The organism is Pseudomonas sp. HLT2-19-2, from assembly GCF_054898005.1.
In genome coordinates this window covers 3019180-3032294 of record NZ_CM142712.1, presented here as the reverse complement: position 1 = coordinate 3032294, position 13115 = coordinate 3019180, and the positions used below count along the sequence as shown (strand labels likewise).

Below are 13115 nucleotides of genomic sequence, written 5' to 3'. Positions count from 1 at the left end.
TCGCTATAACCTTTTGATGGCAGCGCTGTCACAGGCTCAGCCCCATCATCCTGACGACGACAACGAAAACGACATGAATAAATTTTTGCCACTGATTGCGGTACTGGCCCTGAGCGGCTGCGCCACTTCGGAAACGACTTACCTGAACAACGGCGAACAAGGCCTGGCCATTGATTGCTCCGGGGAAGCCAACTCTTGGGCGACCTGCTATGAAAAAGCCGATGCCTCTTGCGCCGGCACCGGTTATCGAATCGTCGGTACCGACGGAACACCTTCGCCCCAGGAAAGCGACAAGACCCTGGGCGTCGACGTCGGTAATTACAAGAACCGCAGTGTCGTGGTGGTCTGCAAGTAAAGCGACCTGCCCTACATGTGAATTTCGGCGAACTTGATCCCGAGGCCGCGCACCGTCTCGATCAGATCGTCGAGACGACTGAAGGATTCGACTTCATCGTTTTCATCCACCAGAAAATAACTGCGCCCGGCGCTCTTCTTGAAAAACACGATCCATTCTCCCGAATTCGCCGGATTTTGAATGACGTGGGTGGCAGAAATGTGACCCTCTTTATGGCGCGCCCGTACCTGCTCTCGCTTCATACTCGACTCCAGAAATGACAATGCCGCCAAAGCGCTGCTTTGGCGGCATCGGTGCGGACTAGCAACAGTCTATCAGCCGGAAATGCACGCAGTAGCGGCATTGCGTACATCCATTGGGCGCAACGGCACATTGGAGATGCGCTCATGCAACTTGATGCTGCTGCCAGTGGAACGGTCTTCGATATCAAATACCGCGGCCGGGCCCGAGGAGAACTTCTGCGGCACGATGACTCGCACACCGTCCTTCTGCGGCTCGACTTGCAGCGCTCCCCGGCTGCTGGACAGTTTTTCGGTCAGGCATTGCGCGTACTCGTGAGGTTTCTTGCCTGAAATCACGCTCATGGTGGGCAGCGTCTCATTGATTTCCGAAACACTCGCACAGCCACTCATCGCTATCGCCATAGGCAGGACCAGCACACCCCACTTCATACAAAACCTCCGATAAAGACACTCCGACAGTACAAATGCTGTTTTTCTCCGAGGCTTACTGCGTTTATCGCTCATAGAATTCCGTATAACTGTTTTTAATTGTCAAAGCGGACCACGACGACCGGATAATAACCCGTTCGGGCTGATAAACTGCGCCAATCGCCCATGCTATCGTTTTGATTTTGTAGAAAAAGCCCTTCTGGAGGCGCCTCATGAAATTTATCCACCAACGCGAGCACCTCAACGAAGACGACATCGTCGTCATTCAATGCTCCCAAACATGCAACATCCGCTTGATGAACGACGCCAATTTCCGCAGCTTCAAGAATGGCGGTCGCCACACTTACCACGGCGGTGCGTTCGACACTTTCCCGGCGCGGATTACTGCACCGAGCACCGGTTTCTGGAACATCACCATCGACACGGTCAACCGCCGGCCGATCAGCGTGACTCGCACACCGACCCTGACTCACACCATCAAGATTATCCGCCGCTCCAGCACGAAACTGAGCTGAGTGACACCCAGCACGAGAACCAGGCAGCTATGACCGTGGCCCAAACGACCAAATACGTCATCAAATACAAACTCAACGGTGAGCGTCGCTTCGAATTTGCCCAGCTTGAAAAAGGCACCGAAGAAGAAGCCAAGGCCGCGCTGGACGCCATTCATGGTTCCAGCGAAGACGTCATCAGCGAAATCAGCGTCAGCAAAGCGCTGTAACGGGAACCGGAGCGACAACAAGGACGTCTGCTCCCCCGTCTGAAATTCGACCGCAAGCGCCGGAGTGATCACCCACTCACCGCTCCCTAGACTGGCCACCTCAACCTTTGGTTAAGGAGTCAGAACATGTGTGCTCTCTCGATTCGCTTTATCAGCGACAGTTCCAGCCTTGGCCGTCTTGCTGCTCGCGTTCAGCGCCGCCCATTTGCGCAGGTCGCTCTACCCTCGACTGGTGCCGATAGCCAATCGCTGGTACGAGCACATGGACCTGCCGACCCGCCTCCCTGAAACGCATGAAGCGTTCCTCGAACGCTGCCATGCCGCCGGTCAGGAACGCCCGACGCCGTTGTTGCTGCAATATGGCCCGCAGGACTACAACTGCCTTCATCAGGATCTGTACGGCGAACACATTTTCCCACTGCAAGTGGCCTGCGCCACAACGTGAGTCGCCTGCACAGTGGAAAACGGCATACCCTTGGAATCATCTTTCACGATGCGTTATGACCCATGAACCCAACCACCTTCGACTTGTTTGCCGACGCGGAACCCGAGCAGCAACCCAGGCTTGATCGGATCGGCGAACAGTCCTGCGTCCTCAGAGGCTTTGCTCTGCCCTGGCTGGACCAGTTGCTGCCCGCACTGGACGCGGTTCTGGCGGCTGCACCGTTTCGACAAATGATCACGCCCGGGGGCTTTACCATGTCGGTCGCCTTGAGCAGTTGCGGCGCGCTGGGTTGGACCACCAATCGCAGCGGTTATCGCTATACCCGCAATGATCCGCAGACCGGTCAACCCTGGCCGAAAATGCCCGACGTGTTTTTCGAACTGGCACAAGCGGCGGCGCGGGAAGCGGGGTTTGCGGATTTCGTGCCTGATTCCTGCCTGATCAACCGTTATGTTCCCGGAGCCAAGATGTCGTTACACCAGGACAAGGACGAAGTTTCCTACGCTGCACCCATTGTTTCAGTGTCCCTGGGATTGCCGGCGATGTTCTTGTTCGGCGGTTTCGAGCGCAGCGATAAAAGCCAGCGGGTACAGCTGTTGCATGGCGACATCGTGGTCTGGGGCGGTGTGGATCGCTTGCGGTATCACGGCGTCTTGCCGATCAAGGACGGCCAACACCCGCGACTGGGCGAACAACGCATCAACTTCACCTTTCGTACCGCTGGATGAAGCCCTCGAATTCGACCGCAAGACCCGGGGTGCAGCGCCCCCGTCGGCTGGTTAATCTGAATGAAACAGGTCAGGACATGAAACCATGACAAGCCATTCGACAAAGATCGCCACCGAGAATGATCCTCGCTGGGCCACCGTCGTTGCGCGTGATCCCCGGGCAGACGGTCAATTTGTGTACGCGGTGAAAACGACCGGTATCTACTGCCGCCCCAGCAGCCTGGCGCGCTTGCCGAAACCGCAGAATGTCGAATTCTTCGACACCGCCGAGCAGGCGCAGGCGGCGGGTTATCGCCCCAGCAAACGAGCAGCGAAGGATCAAAGCGACCTCGCCGCGCAACATGCCGCGACCGTGGCCGCCGCTTGCCGCCAGATTGAAACCGCGGAAAATCTGCCTGTACTGAGCGAACTGGCCTTGGCTGCCGGCCTCAGCAGCTTTCACTTCCATCGGGTATTCAAAGCAGTTACCGGTCTGACGCCCAAGGGTTACGCTACCGCCCATCGCTCGCGCAGAGTCCGTGAACGTCTAGCCAATGGCGGCTCAGTGACCGACGCGCTGTATGAGGCTGGCTTCAACTCCAACAGTCGTTTCTATGAAGCAGCCGATCAACTATTAGGCATGAAACCCGGTGATTACCGCTCAGAAGGCCAGAACAACCACATTCGTTTTGCCGTCGGCCAGTGTTCCCTGGGGGCGATTCTGGTGGCACAGAGTGAACGGGGAGTTTGCGCGATCCTGCTCGGAGATGATCCGCATCAACTGGTCTGCGATCTGCAGGACAAATTTCGGCGTGCGAATCTGATTGGCGCCGACCACGCGTTCGAGCAACTGATCGCCAAGGTGGTCGGTTTTATCGAAGCCCCGGCCTTGGGCCTGGATTTGCCGCTGGATGTTCGCGGCACCGCTTTTCAAGAGCGGGTCTGGCAAGCCTTGCGCGAAATTCCTGTTGGCTGCACTGCGAGCTACGCCGATATCGCCCAGCGAATCGGCGCGCCAAAAGCGATGCGCGCCGTGGCTCAAGCCTGCGGCGCGAACACTCTGGCGGTGGCGATTCCATGCCACCGCGTGGTGCGCAGCGACGGCAACCTGTCAGGCTATCGCTGGGGTGTAGAACGCAAACGGCAATTGCTGGAGCGTGAAGCCCTGTAATCAGCGATTCACATCCACCACAACCCGCCCACGCAATTGCCCCGCGAGCAACCGCGAAGCGGCGTCGATCGCTTCACTCAAGCCGATTTCGTGGCTGATCAGCGGCAGCAAGGCGAAGTCGAGATCCGGCACACGAACTGAAAACTCGACTGGCCTTGTATCAGTCATTGCTGATACAAAAACGGCCCTACCGTCCCTGCCCTGTTATGACGTCGGAGAACCTTTCAAATGAGCAAATGGCCAGACACTCGCATTCTTGACCTGCTCGGCATTGAACTGCCGATCATCCAGGCGCCCATGGCCGGCGCGACCGGTTCGGCCATGGTTATCGCAGCCAGTAACGCCGGCGGCCTGGGCTCGATGCCTGCCGCCATGTTGAGCATCGATCAGTTGCGCGAGGAGCTGACAACGATTCGCCAACACACTCGGCGCCCGATCAACGTCAACTACTTCTGCCATCAGTCACCCGCCACCGATGAGCAACGCGCTCGAGACTGGAAGAATCTACTGGAACCTTACTACCGGGAACTGGGCGTGGACTTCGACGCGCCGACGCCGGTGTCCAATCGAGCGCCGTTCGATAACACGGCCTGCGAAGTGATCGAAGAGCTTCGTCCCGAAGTCGTGAGTTTCCACTTCGGCCTGCCGGAAAAGTCCCTGCTGGACCGCGTGAAAGCCACTGGAGCGAAAGTACTCTCCTCGGCCACCACTGTCGAAGAAGCCATCTGGCTCGAGCAGCACGGTTGTGACGCGATCATCGCCATGGGGTATGAAGCCGGTGGCCATCGGGGCATGTTTCTCAGTGATGATCTGAGCAGCCAGGTGGGGATCTTTGCGCTGGTCCCGCAGATCGTCGACGCGGTGAAGGTGCCGGTGATCGCTGCCGGCGGTATTGCCGATGCACGAGGCGTCGCGGCAGCTTTCCTGTTGGGCGCTTCGGCGGTGCAAGTGGGCACAGCGTACTTGTTCACGCCAGAGGCCAAGGTAAGCCCTTCTCATCACAAGGCGTTGCGCACCGCCAAGGAAAGTGAGACAGCCGTCACGAACATTTTCACCGGACGCCCGGCGCGTGGAATTCTCAATCGGGTGATGCGCGAACTCGGGCCGATGAGCGCCAAAGCACCGGCCTTCCCGCTGGCGGGTGGTGCGTTGATGCCGTTGCGGGCCAAGGGGGAAGCGGATTTCAGCAATCTCTGGGCGGGTCAGGCGCTCACGCTGTGCGTTGAAACGACCACGGCTGAACTGACCCGGCGCCTGGCGGAAGAAGGGTTGGTGAAATTGCTTCGTCGGTAACGCGCGTCCATGTAGCAGCTGCCGAAGGCTGCTACTGATTCATGCGTGGCCACAACAACGCGCATCCAACACGTTCCGTTTGCAGGCATTTCGCTATATATTCCACTATATAGCGCTTACCCCCTCGTTGCACTTGCCTACCACGGAGCCGTTTCATGACCATTCGCGCCTCACGTTTTGCGCCAACCTGCCTGACAACCCTGCTCGCAGTGTTCGCTTTCGGGTCCGCCCAGGCGGACGAAGTCCAGGTTGCCGTCGCCGCCAACTTCACTGCACCCATTCAGGCGATCGCCGCCGATTTCGAAAAAGACACCGGGCATAAACTGGTCGCTTCCTATGGTGCCACTGGGCAGTTCTACACCCAGATAAAGAATGGCGCACCGTTCGAAGTGTTCCTCTCAGCAGACGACACCACCCCGCAAAAACTCGAAACCGAAGGCGACACGGTCAAAGGTTCGCGCTTCACCTACGCCGTCGGCACTCTGGCGCTGTGGTCGGCCAAGGAAGGTTACGTCGATGCCAAGGGCAAAGTGCTAAGCGACAACCAATACCAACACCTGTCCATCGCCAACCCGAAAGCGGCGCCTTATGGTCTGGCCGCTACTCAGGTGCTGGCCAAGCTGGGCCTGACCGACAAGGTCAAAACCAAGATCGTCGAAGGCCAGAACATCACCCAGGCCTACCAATTCGTCTCCACCGGCAACGCCGAAATCGGTTTTGTGGCCTTGTCGCAGATCTACAAAGACGGCAAAGTCACCAGCGGTTCGGCCTGGATCGTTCCAACCGACATGCACGACCCGATCAAACAAGATGCGGTGATCCTCAACAAAGGCAAGGACAACCCGGCTGCCAAGGCGCTGGTTGACTACCTCAAAGGCCCAAAAGCTGCCGCTGTCATCAAATCCTACGGTTACCAACTCTAAATGACGCTATCGAGTGCCGACTTTTCCGCCATCTGGCTGACCCTGAAACTGGCGTCGCTGACGACAGTCATCCTGCTGGTCATCGGCACTCCGATTGCGTTATGGCTGTCGCGCACCCGTTCGTGGTTGCGCGGCCCGGTCGGGGCGATCGTCGCCCTGCCCCTGGTACTGCCGCCGACGGTGATTGGCTTTTACCTGTTGCTGGCGCTCGGCCCTAACGGGTTTGTCGGCCACTTCACCCAGTCACTGGGGCTCGGCACCCTCACGTTCAGTTTTGCTGGGCTGGTGATCGGCTCGGTGCTCTACTCGATGCCGTTCGTGGTCCAGCCACTGCAAAACGCTTTTTCTGCCATCGGTACTCGCCCATTGGAGGTGGCCGCGACCTTACGCGCCAATCCCTGGGACACGTTTTTCAGCGTGATCCTGCCGCTGGCCCGCCCCGGTTTCATCACCGCTGCCATTCTCGGTTTCGCCCACACCGTCGGTGAATTCGGCGTGGTGCTGATGATCGGCGGTAACATTCCCGACAAAACCCGCGTGGTCTCGGTGCAGATCTACGATCACGTCGAAGCGATGGAATACGCCCAGGCCCATTGGCTGGCCGGGGCGATGCTGGTGTTCTCCTTTGTTGTGTTGCTGGCGCTCTACTCCAGCCGTAAAACCAAATTGGGCTGGAGCTGATCGATGATTCATACGCGTCTGAAACTGAGGTATTCGGGATTCACCCTGGAGGTGGATCTGCAATTGCCCGGCCGCGGAGTCACTGCACTTTACGGTCATTCCGGTTCGGGCAAGACCACCTGCCTGCGCTGCATCGCCGGCCTGGAGAAGGCCGAGCAAGGTTTCATCCAAGTCAACGGTGAAGTCTGGCAGGACAGCGACAAGAAGATTTTCGTGCCGCCACACAAACGTGCGCTGGGTTACGTCTTCCAGGAAGCCAGCCTGTTTCCCCATCTTTCGGTGCTGGCCAATCTGGAGTTCGGCCTCAAGCGCATTCCTCGCCAACAGCGCCGGGTCGACATGGCTCACGCGACTGAACTGCTTGGGATCGGCCACCTGCTGGATCGCCATCCGCAGAATCTTTCGGGCGGTGAACGCCAGCGCATCGGCATCGCTCGCGCCCTGCTCACCAGCCCCAAACTATTGCTGATGGACGAGCCGCTGGCAGCCTTGGATAGCCAGCGCAAAAACGAAATCCTGCCGTACCTGCAGCGACTGCATGATGAACTGGACATCCCGGTGCTGTACGTCAGCCATTCCCAGGATGAAGTCGCGCGGCTGGCCGACCACCTCGTCCTGCTCAGTAACGGCAAGGCACTGGCCAGCGGTCCTATCGGCGAAACCCTGGCCCGTCTCGACCTGCCCTTGGCGCTGGGCGACGACGCCGGCGTGGTGGTCGAGGGGCGCGTTAGTGCCCATGACGCCGACTACCAGTTGCTGACCCTGCAACTGCCCGACACGACCCTGAACATTCGAGTGGCTCACTCACCGATGGCCTTGGGTCAGGCGCTGCGCTGCAAGGTTCAGGCGCGGGATGTCAGCCTGAGCCTGCAAAGCGTCGAGCAAAGCAGCATCCTCAATCGCCTGCCGGTCACCGTGATCAGTGAAATGGGCGCGGATAACGCCGCCCACGTGCTGATCCGTCTGGACGCCGGCGGCACACCGCTGCTGGCGCGGATCACCCGCTACTCCCGGGACCAATTGGGCGTGCACCCCGGCCAGCAACTCTGGGCACAGATCAAGGCGGTGGCGGTGCTGGCATAAATGCGCTGGCACGACTGCAATGGTGTGCGGTCAATGGCTGTAACGGCCCCCTGATCCGCCGCCAAGGACTATCGCCATGTCCGATATCGCGCTGCCCGATGTGCTGCCATCCGACCTGCATTACGTCGATGACACCCAGCCCGGCATCACCCGCAAGAAACTGGGCGGCAAGTTCTGTTATTACGACCCTGCGGGTCAGCGCATCACCGACCAGGATGAGATCAACCGCATCAACGCCCTCGCCGTGCCCCCGGCCTATACCGATGTGTGGATCTGTGCCGACCCGCGCGGACATCTACAAGCCACCGGCCGTGATGCCCGAGGTCGCAAGCAATACCGTTATCACTCACGCTGGCGAGAAGTGCGCGATGCCGACAAATATTCGCGCCTGCGGGACTTCGGCCTGGCCCTGCCGAAACTGCGCAAACAGCTTGAAGCACTGCTGGCGGCTCCCGGTTTCAGCCGCGACAAGGTCATGGCCACGGTCATCACCTTGCTTGATGCGACGCTGATCCGGGTCGGCAACACCCAGTACGCTCGGGACAACCGCTCCTACGGCCTCACCACCCTGCGTAACCGTCACGTCGAGGTCAACGGCAGTGCGATCCTGTTCCAGTTCCGCGGCAAGAGCGGCATCGAGCATCAGATCACCGTGAAAGACCGGCGCTTGGCGCGAATTATCAAACGCTGCCTGGAAATTCCCGGGCAAAACCTGTTTCAGTACCTGGATGAAAACGGTGAGCGGCACGCCGTCAGTTCCTCCGACGTCAACGCCTACCTGCAAACCCTCACCGGCGCCGACTTCACTGCCAAGGATTACCGCACCTGGGCTGGCAGCGCGTTGGCGTTGGCGGTTTTGCGGGAACTGCAGTGGGAACCCGAGTCGGATGCAAAGCGGCATTTGGTGGAGATGGTCAAGAACGTCGCCAAACAGCTGGGTAACACCCCGGCAGTCTGCCGCAAGTGCTACATCCACCCGGCGGTGCTTGATGGTTTTCTTCTGGGTGCGTTGGCTGAGCTGCCCAGGCCACGAGCGCGCAAAGGGCTCAGGGCAGAGGAAGTCGGGCTCGCGGTGTTTTTGGAGATGAGGGCCGCAATGGCTGAGGCGACGAACTGACCCGTCTATTTTTTGCACGATCGCAAATGGCTTCTATAGTTATTCTGAACACGAATTAGCTGCGGTGGCGCCATGGAAGACATTTTTGTTGTTAAACGTTGCAATAAGATCATCATCCATGGCCGCCGAGACGGAGAAACCAGCCATCCACCACCGGACGCCGCCGTTTGGTACCGCATCGCCGATACTCGAACCCACGGCTTCATCGGTGACGGTTTCGACCGTGAAGAAGATGCCCATCGTGAATGCTGGCATTTAAACGCCAGGTCACAAGTGACGGCCCGACAAGGCTAAGGTCACCTGCCTTTTACGGGTCTATACTGAGAAAGCTGAAGGAACAGCGACCCCATCGGCAGAAAGCTCGCTCCCAGCGGGCTTTTTGCTGCCAAATACAGGTTTCTTGAACGGAGGTGTTTGCCATGTCCGAAAAAGAGTCCATCACCACTTTGCTCACCCTGCTCGACTCCCGTCAGGCTCGCCTGGCAGCGGCGTGCAAGGAAATCGCCGACTGGGTCGATCATCAAGGCGGGCACCCGACGGCCCTCAGAATTCGTGATCGTCTGAACGACATCGAGAAAGACGCGCCACTGATTCGCAATACGCTGTCGTCGCTCAAACCTGTCGACCCGCCCCTGCCGCGGTTCAGATGACTCGATCTGGACACCTTCAAGGATACGGCCTGATTCAGGACGCATGAACGGCGACATTGTTGTCACCGAGTGCGTCCTTGCCTGATCGCTTCCTGGTACATCCCCAACCCGGCCTGGTGCTGGGCTTTTTTATGGCTAAGCAGTCTATTTCACACGGCGTTCACATCTCAGGCTCTACATTGACCGGACTCCTTTGAAGAATCCCCTGGCCCGCCCGCACGCGGGCCTTTTTTTGCCCGTTACGCCAGCAACGAACGTCACCGTACGCTGGAGGTCAAACGATTACACGTCACCAAGGAGGCGTCTGATGGTTACTCACTTCAAAGTCGGCGGGCATCTGGCCTGCGGTCACAAAGGCAGCAAACTCGTCTCAACGAGCGAACTTACCCGGGTGAAATGCAGAAGCTGCCGCGAAACCGACGCGTTCAAGGATGCGCGCAAAGACCAGCGCAACGCTGCACGCCGCGCCGCACGCAAAGCCAAAGTTACGCACACTGCCATTGACTGGCGTGCGGCCTGGGTAGAACGACTCACCGCCATGGAAGGACGGCAACGATTGCCTCGTGGTTTTACCGGTCAGCCTTTCGTTTAGCTGACAGCTTCGGCGGCTGAATCGGGCTCACTCGATTCGGCCGCTGACGCCATGATTTCGTTAGTTAGATGATTCTTTAATGCACACTGTATTTATTATTGGTTTTCTTACTTGCTTCATCGTCTAGTCAGACTGAAGCACCCCACCACTGTGCACAGTATTGCATTCCTTTCCAAATGCTTTATAAGTCATCCAGATCGCGTCAGCCGTCAACGTCCAATTACCTTTAGCTCTGGATAATCAGCAGTTTTAATTACGCTGCTCCACCAGGATTCAAGGTTTCCGAGAATGGTTCCCCCTTGGCGGTTTTGCTTTTGAGCGGCAGTCACTAACTGACTCGTAACTTCCACCTCGTTACTATTTTTTATATTAATACAACGCAACTTTTAAGTTAGACAAACACAAACTGATCAATATATTTTTTGACGATAAGTCAATAGCGACGTCAGTGAGGTGCGCACCATCGCCATGCCCTTTTTTTTGGCGGCAAACAGATTTCTCGACTAGGGTTCTATCGAACCAAAATTGCGCCGACGGTGTTGGCGGGCCCCCATCAAGGAGGGGACAGATGACATCAATTCGTGAGACCGAGCAAACCTATCGCGCCTGGTCCAGCCCCATCTTGCTTGAACTCAAGGAGAGAGAGCACCAGCTGGACGCTGCAGCCCGCCAGGCCCTTCAAAATGTCTTGGTGGAGAGAAGGCTTGTCAATACAGGCAACCCTTCTGGCGAAGACCGACGCGAGGCTAATCCAGCGACTAACGACCGGCATCGATAGCTGCGCCCAACAAAATAGCCGGCTAGAAACAAACAAGGGTTTGCATCAGCTTTCGCCCGCAAACCCTTGATTTAAGATGGTGCCCGAAGCCGGAATCGAACCGGCACGCCCTTACGAGCGGGGGATTTTAAGTCCCATGCGTCTACCAGTTTCGCCATTCGGGCGGTAGCGCGGTGAAGCAGTCTGAAGACAGCCAAATAACGATCTGGCCGTTCTGACGCTTGTGCAGCGGAGGGGGAAATATATACATCCCGCCCCGGCGAAGCAAGTTCGCGACTGCCCTTTTCAAGACTAAATCTTGCAGGACAGCGCAAATAAAAAAGCTCCGTAAATCATAGATCTACGAAGCTCGTTTAAAGTGGAGGCCGAGGTCGGAATCGAACCGGCGTAGGTGGATTTGCAATCCACTGCATAACCATTTTGCTACTCGGCCTCAAACATCTGATGTCATGTAGCACAACATCAAACGCGTACAAACTTGGAATCAGATACGCGATCTAACTCCTTGAAAACATTGAGCTTTTTCAGCGGTCAGTGCTTTCGATGGCGTGAATTATGTACTGATTTCCCGAGGCTGGCAACCCCTTGATTTCAAAAAAAATTCTGTCAGGCGGTTTCTATGTTTCAAGGGGCTGGCTCAGCCCTTCTGGCTGGGATCGTCCGTTACGTCTTCCAACGCAATCAACGGTTCAATGCCCCAGTCCCCATGCAGGTACCAATCGTCTCCGATCATTTCGGCCGGATGCATCGTCCTGTCGGAGCCATTGCCGCACGCCAGGGAATTGGCTGGGCAGTATCTGTCGCAGCCCCAGCAAATGCGCTCGGGATGCTTGGGGCTTATGGGAAAATTCTTGGCCATGTTGATCCCGTGTTCGTCTCTAGGATGTGCCTTCAACCTACATCGCTTGTGCAAAAATGCCCTTGATACGGATCAAGGACTGAAATCGAATGCCTTAATCGCTGCAAACTTGATAACAATCATTATTATTCGCAAGAAAGCTTCCTACACTCGGGTTCTTACTCGTTAGTGCCCAGGAAGACATCATGCGTACGACCTTTTCGCTGTCACTCGCCCTGCTCTTGCTCACACCGTTAGCTCAGGCCAAGGAATACCCGATCGGGGAACCCCAGTTGTGTCCAGGGCTGGAAGTCGGGGCGGTGTATTTGCAGCCGATCGAGATGGCACCTGCCGGAATGATGCGGGCCACTGCAGATTCCGATGTGCATCTGGAAGCCGACATTCGCGCCACGGCGGACAATCGACAAGGCTTTCAGGAAGGCAGTTTCGTGCCGTACCTCAACGTCTCGTTCAATTTGAAAAAACAAGGCAATAAGAACGAACTCAAAGGTGATTTCCACGCCATGGTCGCCAATGACGGTCCGCACTATGGCGACAATGTAAAGCTGCTCGGTCCAGGTAAATATCAGCTGACCTTTACCGTCCTGCCACCCGGCGGTCATGGATCCCTTGGTCGCCATACCGATAAGGAAACTGGCGTAGCCCCCTGGTTTGAACGCTGCGAATTGCACTATGAGTTCATCTACGCCGGCATCGGTAAAAAAGGCGGCTATTGAATGAAGCGCCTGCACATTGCCTGGCTGATGCTTGCTGGAGCAGTGATGCCATTGACGGCTTATGCCGAGTTACCCAGCTATGAGCTGAGCCTGCGCGATGGCCACTTCTCCCCCGCCTTGCTGGAGGTTCCGGCCGGACAGCGCTTCAAAATCATCCTGAAAAATATCGGTCAAGGCCCAGCCGAATTCGAGAGCACGCCATTGCGGGTTGAAAAAGTACTGTCGCCGGGAGTGACAACCTTCGTGGTCATTCACCCCCTCAGGCCCGGTCACTACCCCTTCTTTGACGAGTTCAACCCTCAACTGCCCGAGGGCGGCATCCTCGCGAAATAACCCGTTCAAACACGGAGTTC

The 13115-nt window shown here is 57.3% G+C and carries 19 protein-coding genes, 2 tRNA genes and 2 pseudogenes; 17 read left to right on the top strand and 6 right to left on the bottom strand.

What is annotated here, in order from left to right; all coding sequences use genetic code 11:
• Window positions 1-73: 73 nt before the first annotated feature.
• Entirely contained in the window at window positions 74-355 is a 282-nt protein-coding gene (locus ACYZTU_RS14170; RefSeq protein WP_461963610.1) for a hypothetical protein, read from the top strand.
• An 11-nt stretch (window positions 356-366) separates the two neighbouring features.
• Here the strand turns inward: ACYZTU_RS14170 and ACYZTU_RS14165 are convergent, their stop codons facing one another.
• Window positions 367-597, bottom strand: a complete 231-nt coding sequence (locus tag ACYZTU_RS14165; RefSeq protein WP_461963608.1) for a hypothetical protein — start codon at window positions 595-597, stop codon at window positions 367-369.
• Between the two features lie 72 nt (window positions 598-669).
• Window positions 670-1026 (bottom strand): hypothetical protein, encoded by a 357-nt coding sequence (locus tag ACYZTU_RS14160; protein WP_461963606.1) that lies wholly within the window; start codon window positions 1024-1026, stop codon window positions 670-672.
• A 212-nt stretch (window positions 1027-1238) separates the two neighbouring features.
• Here ACYZTU_RS14160 and ACYZTU_RS14155 point away from each other — a divergent pair, with 212 nt between their 5' ends.
• The 5 genes and pseudogenes from ACYZTU_RS14155 (at window position 1239) to ada (ending at window position 4070) form a co-directional block, all read left to right on the top strand.
• Window positions 1239-1541, top strand: coding sequence for a DUF1883 domain-containing protein (locus ACYZTU_RS14155; protein ID WP_282375786.1), 303 nt, complete (start codon window positions 1239-1241; stop codon window positions 1539-1541).
• 29 nt (window positions 1542-1570) lie between these two features.
• Complete coding sequence (locus tag ACYZTU_RS14150) at window positions 1571-1747, top strand: hypothetical protein (RefSeq protein ID WP_282375787.1); 177 nt, start codon at window positions 1571-1573, stop codon at window positions 1745-1747.
• 199 nt (window positions 1748-1946) lie between these two features.
• Window positions 1947-2251 (top strand): annotated as a pseudogene (locus ACYZTU_RS14145) (2OG-Fe(II) oxygenase); the annotation flags it as partial.
• A gap of 3 nt (window positions 2252-2254) precedes the next feature.
• A complete protein-coding gene (gene alkB, locus ACYZTU_RS14140; RefSeq protein ID WP_461963604.1) occupies window positions 2255-2920 on the top strand; it encodes a DNA oxidative demethylase AlkB in 666 nt (221 codons plus the stop codon).
• 85 nt (window positions 2921-3005) lie between these two features.
• Window positions 3006-4070, top strand: a complete 1065-nt coding sequence (gene ada, locus ACYZTU_RS14135) for a bifunctional DNA-binding transcriptional regulator/O6-methylguanine-DNA methyltransferase Ada (RefSeq protein WP_461963602.1) — start codon at window positions 3006-3008, stop codon at window positions 4068-4070.
• Here the strand turns inward: ada and ACYZTU_RS14130 are convergent.
• A pseudogene (locus ACYZTU_RS14130) lies at window positions 4071-4196 on the bottom strand (oxidoreductase); the annotation flags it as partial.
• A gap of 102 nt (window positions 4197-4298) precedes the next feature.
• On the opposite strand from ACYZTU_RS14130, the gene ACYZTU_RS14125 reads away from it, so the two are divergent.
• The 9 genes from ACYZTU_RS14125 (at window position 4299) to ACYZTU_RS14085 (ending at window position 11187) form a co-directional block, all read left to right on the top strand.
• A complete protein-coding gene (locus ACYZTU_RS14125) occupies window positions 4299-5363 on the top strand; it encodes an NAD(P)H-dependent flavin oxidoreductase (RefSeq protein WP_461963601.1) in 1065 nt (354 codons plus the stop codon).
• A gap of 155 nt (window positions 5364-5518) precedes the next feature.
• Window positions 5519-6286, top strand: a complete 768-nt coding sequence (gene modA / locus ACYZTU_RS14120; RefSeq protein WP_461963600.1) for a molybdate ABC transporter substrate-binding protein — start codon at window positions 5519-5521, stop codon at window positions 6284-6286.
• Window positions 6287-6967 carry a molybdate ABC transporter permease subunit gene (modB, locus tag ACYZTU_RS14115; RefSeq protein WP_461963598.1) on the top strand — a complete coding sequence of 227 codons (681 nt, stop codon included), beginning with the start codon at window positions 6287-6289 and terminating at the stop codon, window positions 6965-6967.
• A gap of 3 nt (window positions 6968-6970) precedes the next feature.
• Window positions 6971-8050 (top strand): molybdenum ABC transporter ATP-binding protein, encoded by a 1080-nt coding sequence (gene modC / locus ACYZTU_RS14110; protein ID WP_461963596.1) that lies wholly within the window; start codon window positions 6971-6973, stop codon window positions 8048-8050.
• 76 nt (window positions 8051-8126) lie between these two features.
• Window positions 8127-9167, top strand: a complete 1041-nt coding sequence (locus tag ACYZTU_RS14105) for a DNA topoisomerase IB (protein WP_461963595.1) — start codon at window positions 8127-8129, stop codon at window positions 9165-9167.
• Between the two features lie 72 nt (window positions 9168-9239).
• Window positions 9240-9461 (top strand): hypothetical protein, encoded by a 222-nt coding sequence (locus tag ACYZTU_RS14100; RefSeq protein ID WP_461963593.1) that lies wholly within the window; start codon window positions 9240-9242, stop codon window positions 9459-9461.
• A 125-nt stretch (window positions 9462-9586) separates the two neighbouring features.
• Window positions 9587-9817: a hypothetical protein gene (locus tag ACYZTU_RS14095; RefSeq protein ID WP_010460746.1), complete on the top strand. Its 231-nt coding sequence runs from the start codon at window positions 9587-9589 to the stop codon at window positions 9815-9817.
• A gap of 307 nt (window positions 9818-10124) precedes the next feature.
• Complete coding sequence (locus ACYZTU_RS14090; protein ID WP_449643720.1) at window positions 10125-10409, top strand: hypothetical protein; 285 nt, start codon at window positions 10125-10127, stop codon at window positions 10407-10409.
• Between the two features lie 568 nt (window positions 10410-10977).
• Window positions 10978-11187 (top strand): hypothetical protein, encoded by a 210-nt coding sequence (locus tag ACYZTU_RS14085; protein WP_461963591.1) that lies wholly within the window; start codon window positions 10978-10980, stop codon window positions 11185-11187.
• A 77-nt stretch (window positions 11188-11264) separates the two neighbouring features.
• Here the strand turns inward: ACYZTU_RS14085 and ACYZTU_RS14080 are convergent.
• The 3 genes from ACYZTU_RS14080 to ACYZTU_RS14070 all read right to left on the bottom strand — a co-directional run bounded on the left by ACYZTU_RS14080 (window position 11265) and on the right by ACYZTU_RS14070 (window position 12046).
• A tRNA-Leu gene (locus ACYZTU_RS14080) sits at window positions 11265-11351 on the bottom strand.
• 195 nt (window positions 11352-11546) lie between these two features.
• Window positions 11547-11620: transfer RNA gene (locus ACYZTU_RS14075), tRNA-Cys, on the bottom strand.
• Window positions 11621-11824: 204 nt separating this feature from the next.
• A complete protein-coding gene (locus ACYZTU_RS14070) occupies window positions 11825-12046 on the bottom strand; it encodes a DUF3079 domain-containing protein (RefSeq protein WP_461963589.1) in 222 nt (73 codons plus the stop codon).
• Between the two features lie 185 nt (window positions 12047-12231).
• On the opposite strand from ACYZTU_RS14070, the gene ACYZTU_RS14065 reads away from it, so the two are divergent.
• Window positions 12232-12762 carry an iron transporter gene (locus tag ACYZTU_RS14065; protein ID WP_461963587.1) on the top strand — a complete coding sequence of 177 codons (531 nt, stop codon included), beginning with the start codon at window positions 12232-12234 and terminating at the stop codon, window positions 12760-12762.
• The gene (locus ACYZTU_RS14060) at window positions 12763-13095 is read left to right on the top strand and encodes a cupredoxin domain-containing protein (RefSeq protein ID WP_461963586.1); all 333 of its coding nucleotides are present in this window, start codon (window positions 12763-12765) and stop codon (window positions 13093-13095) included.
• Window positions 13096-13115: the final 20 nt, after the last annotated feature.

Bases quoted from the DNA above. Each gene is read 5' to 3' on its own strand.
- ACYZTU_RS14095 (WP_010460746.1), top strand. From the start codon at position 9,587: ATGTCCGAAAAAGAGTCCATCACCACTTTGCTCACCCTGCTCGACTCC.
- ACYZTU_RS14100 (WP_461963593.1), top strand. From the start codon at position 9,240: ATGGAAGACATTTTTGTTGTTAAACGTTGCAATAAGATCATCATCCAT.
- ACYZTU_RS14165 (WP_461963608.1), bottom strand. From the start codon at position 597: ATGAAGCGAGAGCAGGTACGGGCGCGCCATAAAGAGGGTCACATTTCT.
- ACYZTU_RS14065 (WP_461963587.1), top strand. From the start codon at position 12,232: ATGCGTACGACCTTTTCGCTGTCACTCGCCCTGCTCTTGCTCACACCG.
- modB (WP_461963598.1), top strand. From the start codon at position 6,287: ATGACGCTATCGAGTGCCGACTTTTCCGCCATCTGGCTGACCCTGAAA.
- modA (WP_461963600.1), top strand. From the start codon at position 5,519: ATGACCATTCGCGCCTCACGTTTTGCGCCAACCTGCCTGACAACCCTG.
- ACYZTU_RS14150 (WP_282375787.1), top strand. From the start codon at position 1,571: ATGACCGTGGCCCAAACGACCAAATACGTCATCAAATACAAACTCAAC.
- ada (WP_461963602.1), top strand. From the start codon at position 3,006: ATGACAAGCCATTCGACAAAGATCGCCACCGAGAATGATCCTCGCTGG.
- ACYZTU_RS14090 (WP_449643720.1), top strand. From the start codon at position 10,125: ATGGTTACTCACTTCAAAGTCGGCGGGCATCTGGCCTGCGGTCACAAA.
- ACYZTU_RS14105 (WP_461963595.1), top strand. From the start codon at position 8,127: ATGTCCGATATCGCGCTGCCCGATGTGCTGCCATCCGACCTGCATTAC.
- ACYZTU_RS14070 (WP_461963589.1), bottom strand. From the start codon at position 12,046: ATGGCCAAGAATTTTCCCATAAGCCCCAAGCATCCCGAGCGCATTTGC.
- ACYZTU_RS14160 (WP_461963606.1), bottom strand. From the start codon at position 1,026: ATGAAGTGGGGTGTGCTGGTCCTGCCTATGGCGATAGCGATGAGTGGC.
- ACYZTU_RS14060 (WP_461963586.1), top strand. From the start codon at position 12,763: ATGAAGCGCCTGCACATTGCCTGGCTGATGCTTGCTGGAGCAGTGATG.
- ACYZTU_RS14085 (WP_461963591.1), top strand. From the start codon at position 10,978: ATGACATCAATTCGTGAGACCGAGCAAACCTATCGCGCCTGGTCCAGC.
- modC (WP_461963596.1), top strand. From the start codon at position 6,971: ATGATTCATACGCGTCTGAAACTGAGGTATTCGGGATTCACCCTGGAG.
- alkB (WP_461963604.1), top strand. From the start codon at position 2,255: ATGAACCCAACCACCTTCGACTTGTTTGCCGACGCGGAACCCGAGCAG.
- ACYZTU_RS14170 (WP_461963610.1), top strand. From the start codon at position 74: ATGAATAAATTTTTGCCACTGATTGCGGTACTGGCCCTGAGCGGCTGC.
- ACYZTU_RS14155 (WP_282375786.1), top strand. From the start codon at position 1,239: ATGAAATTTATCCACCAACGCGAGCACCTCAACGAAGACGACATCGTC.
- ACYZTU_RS14125 (WP_461963601.1), top strand. From the start codon at position 4,299: ATGAGCAAATGGCCAGACACTCGCATTCTTGACCTGCTCGGCATTGAA.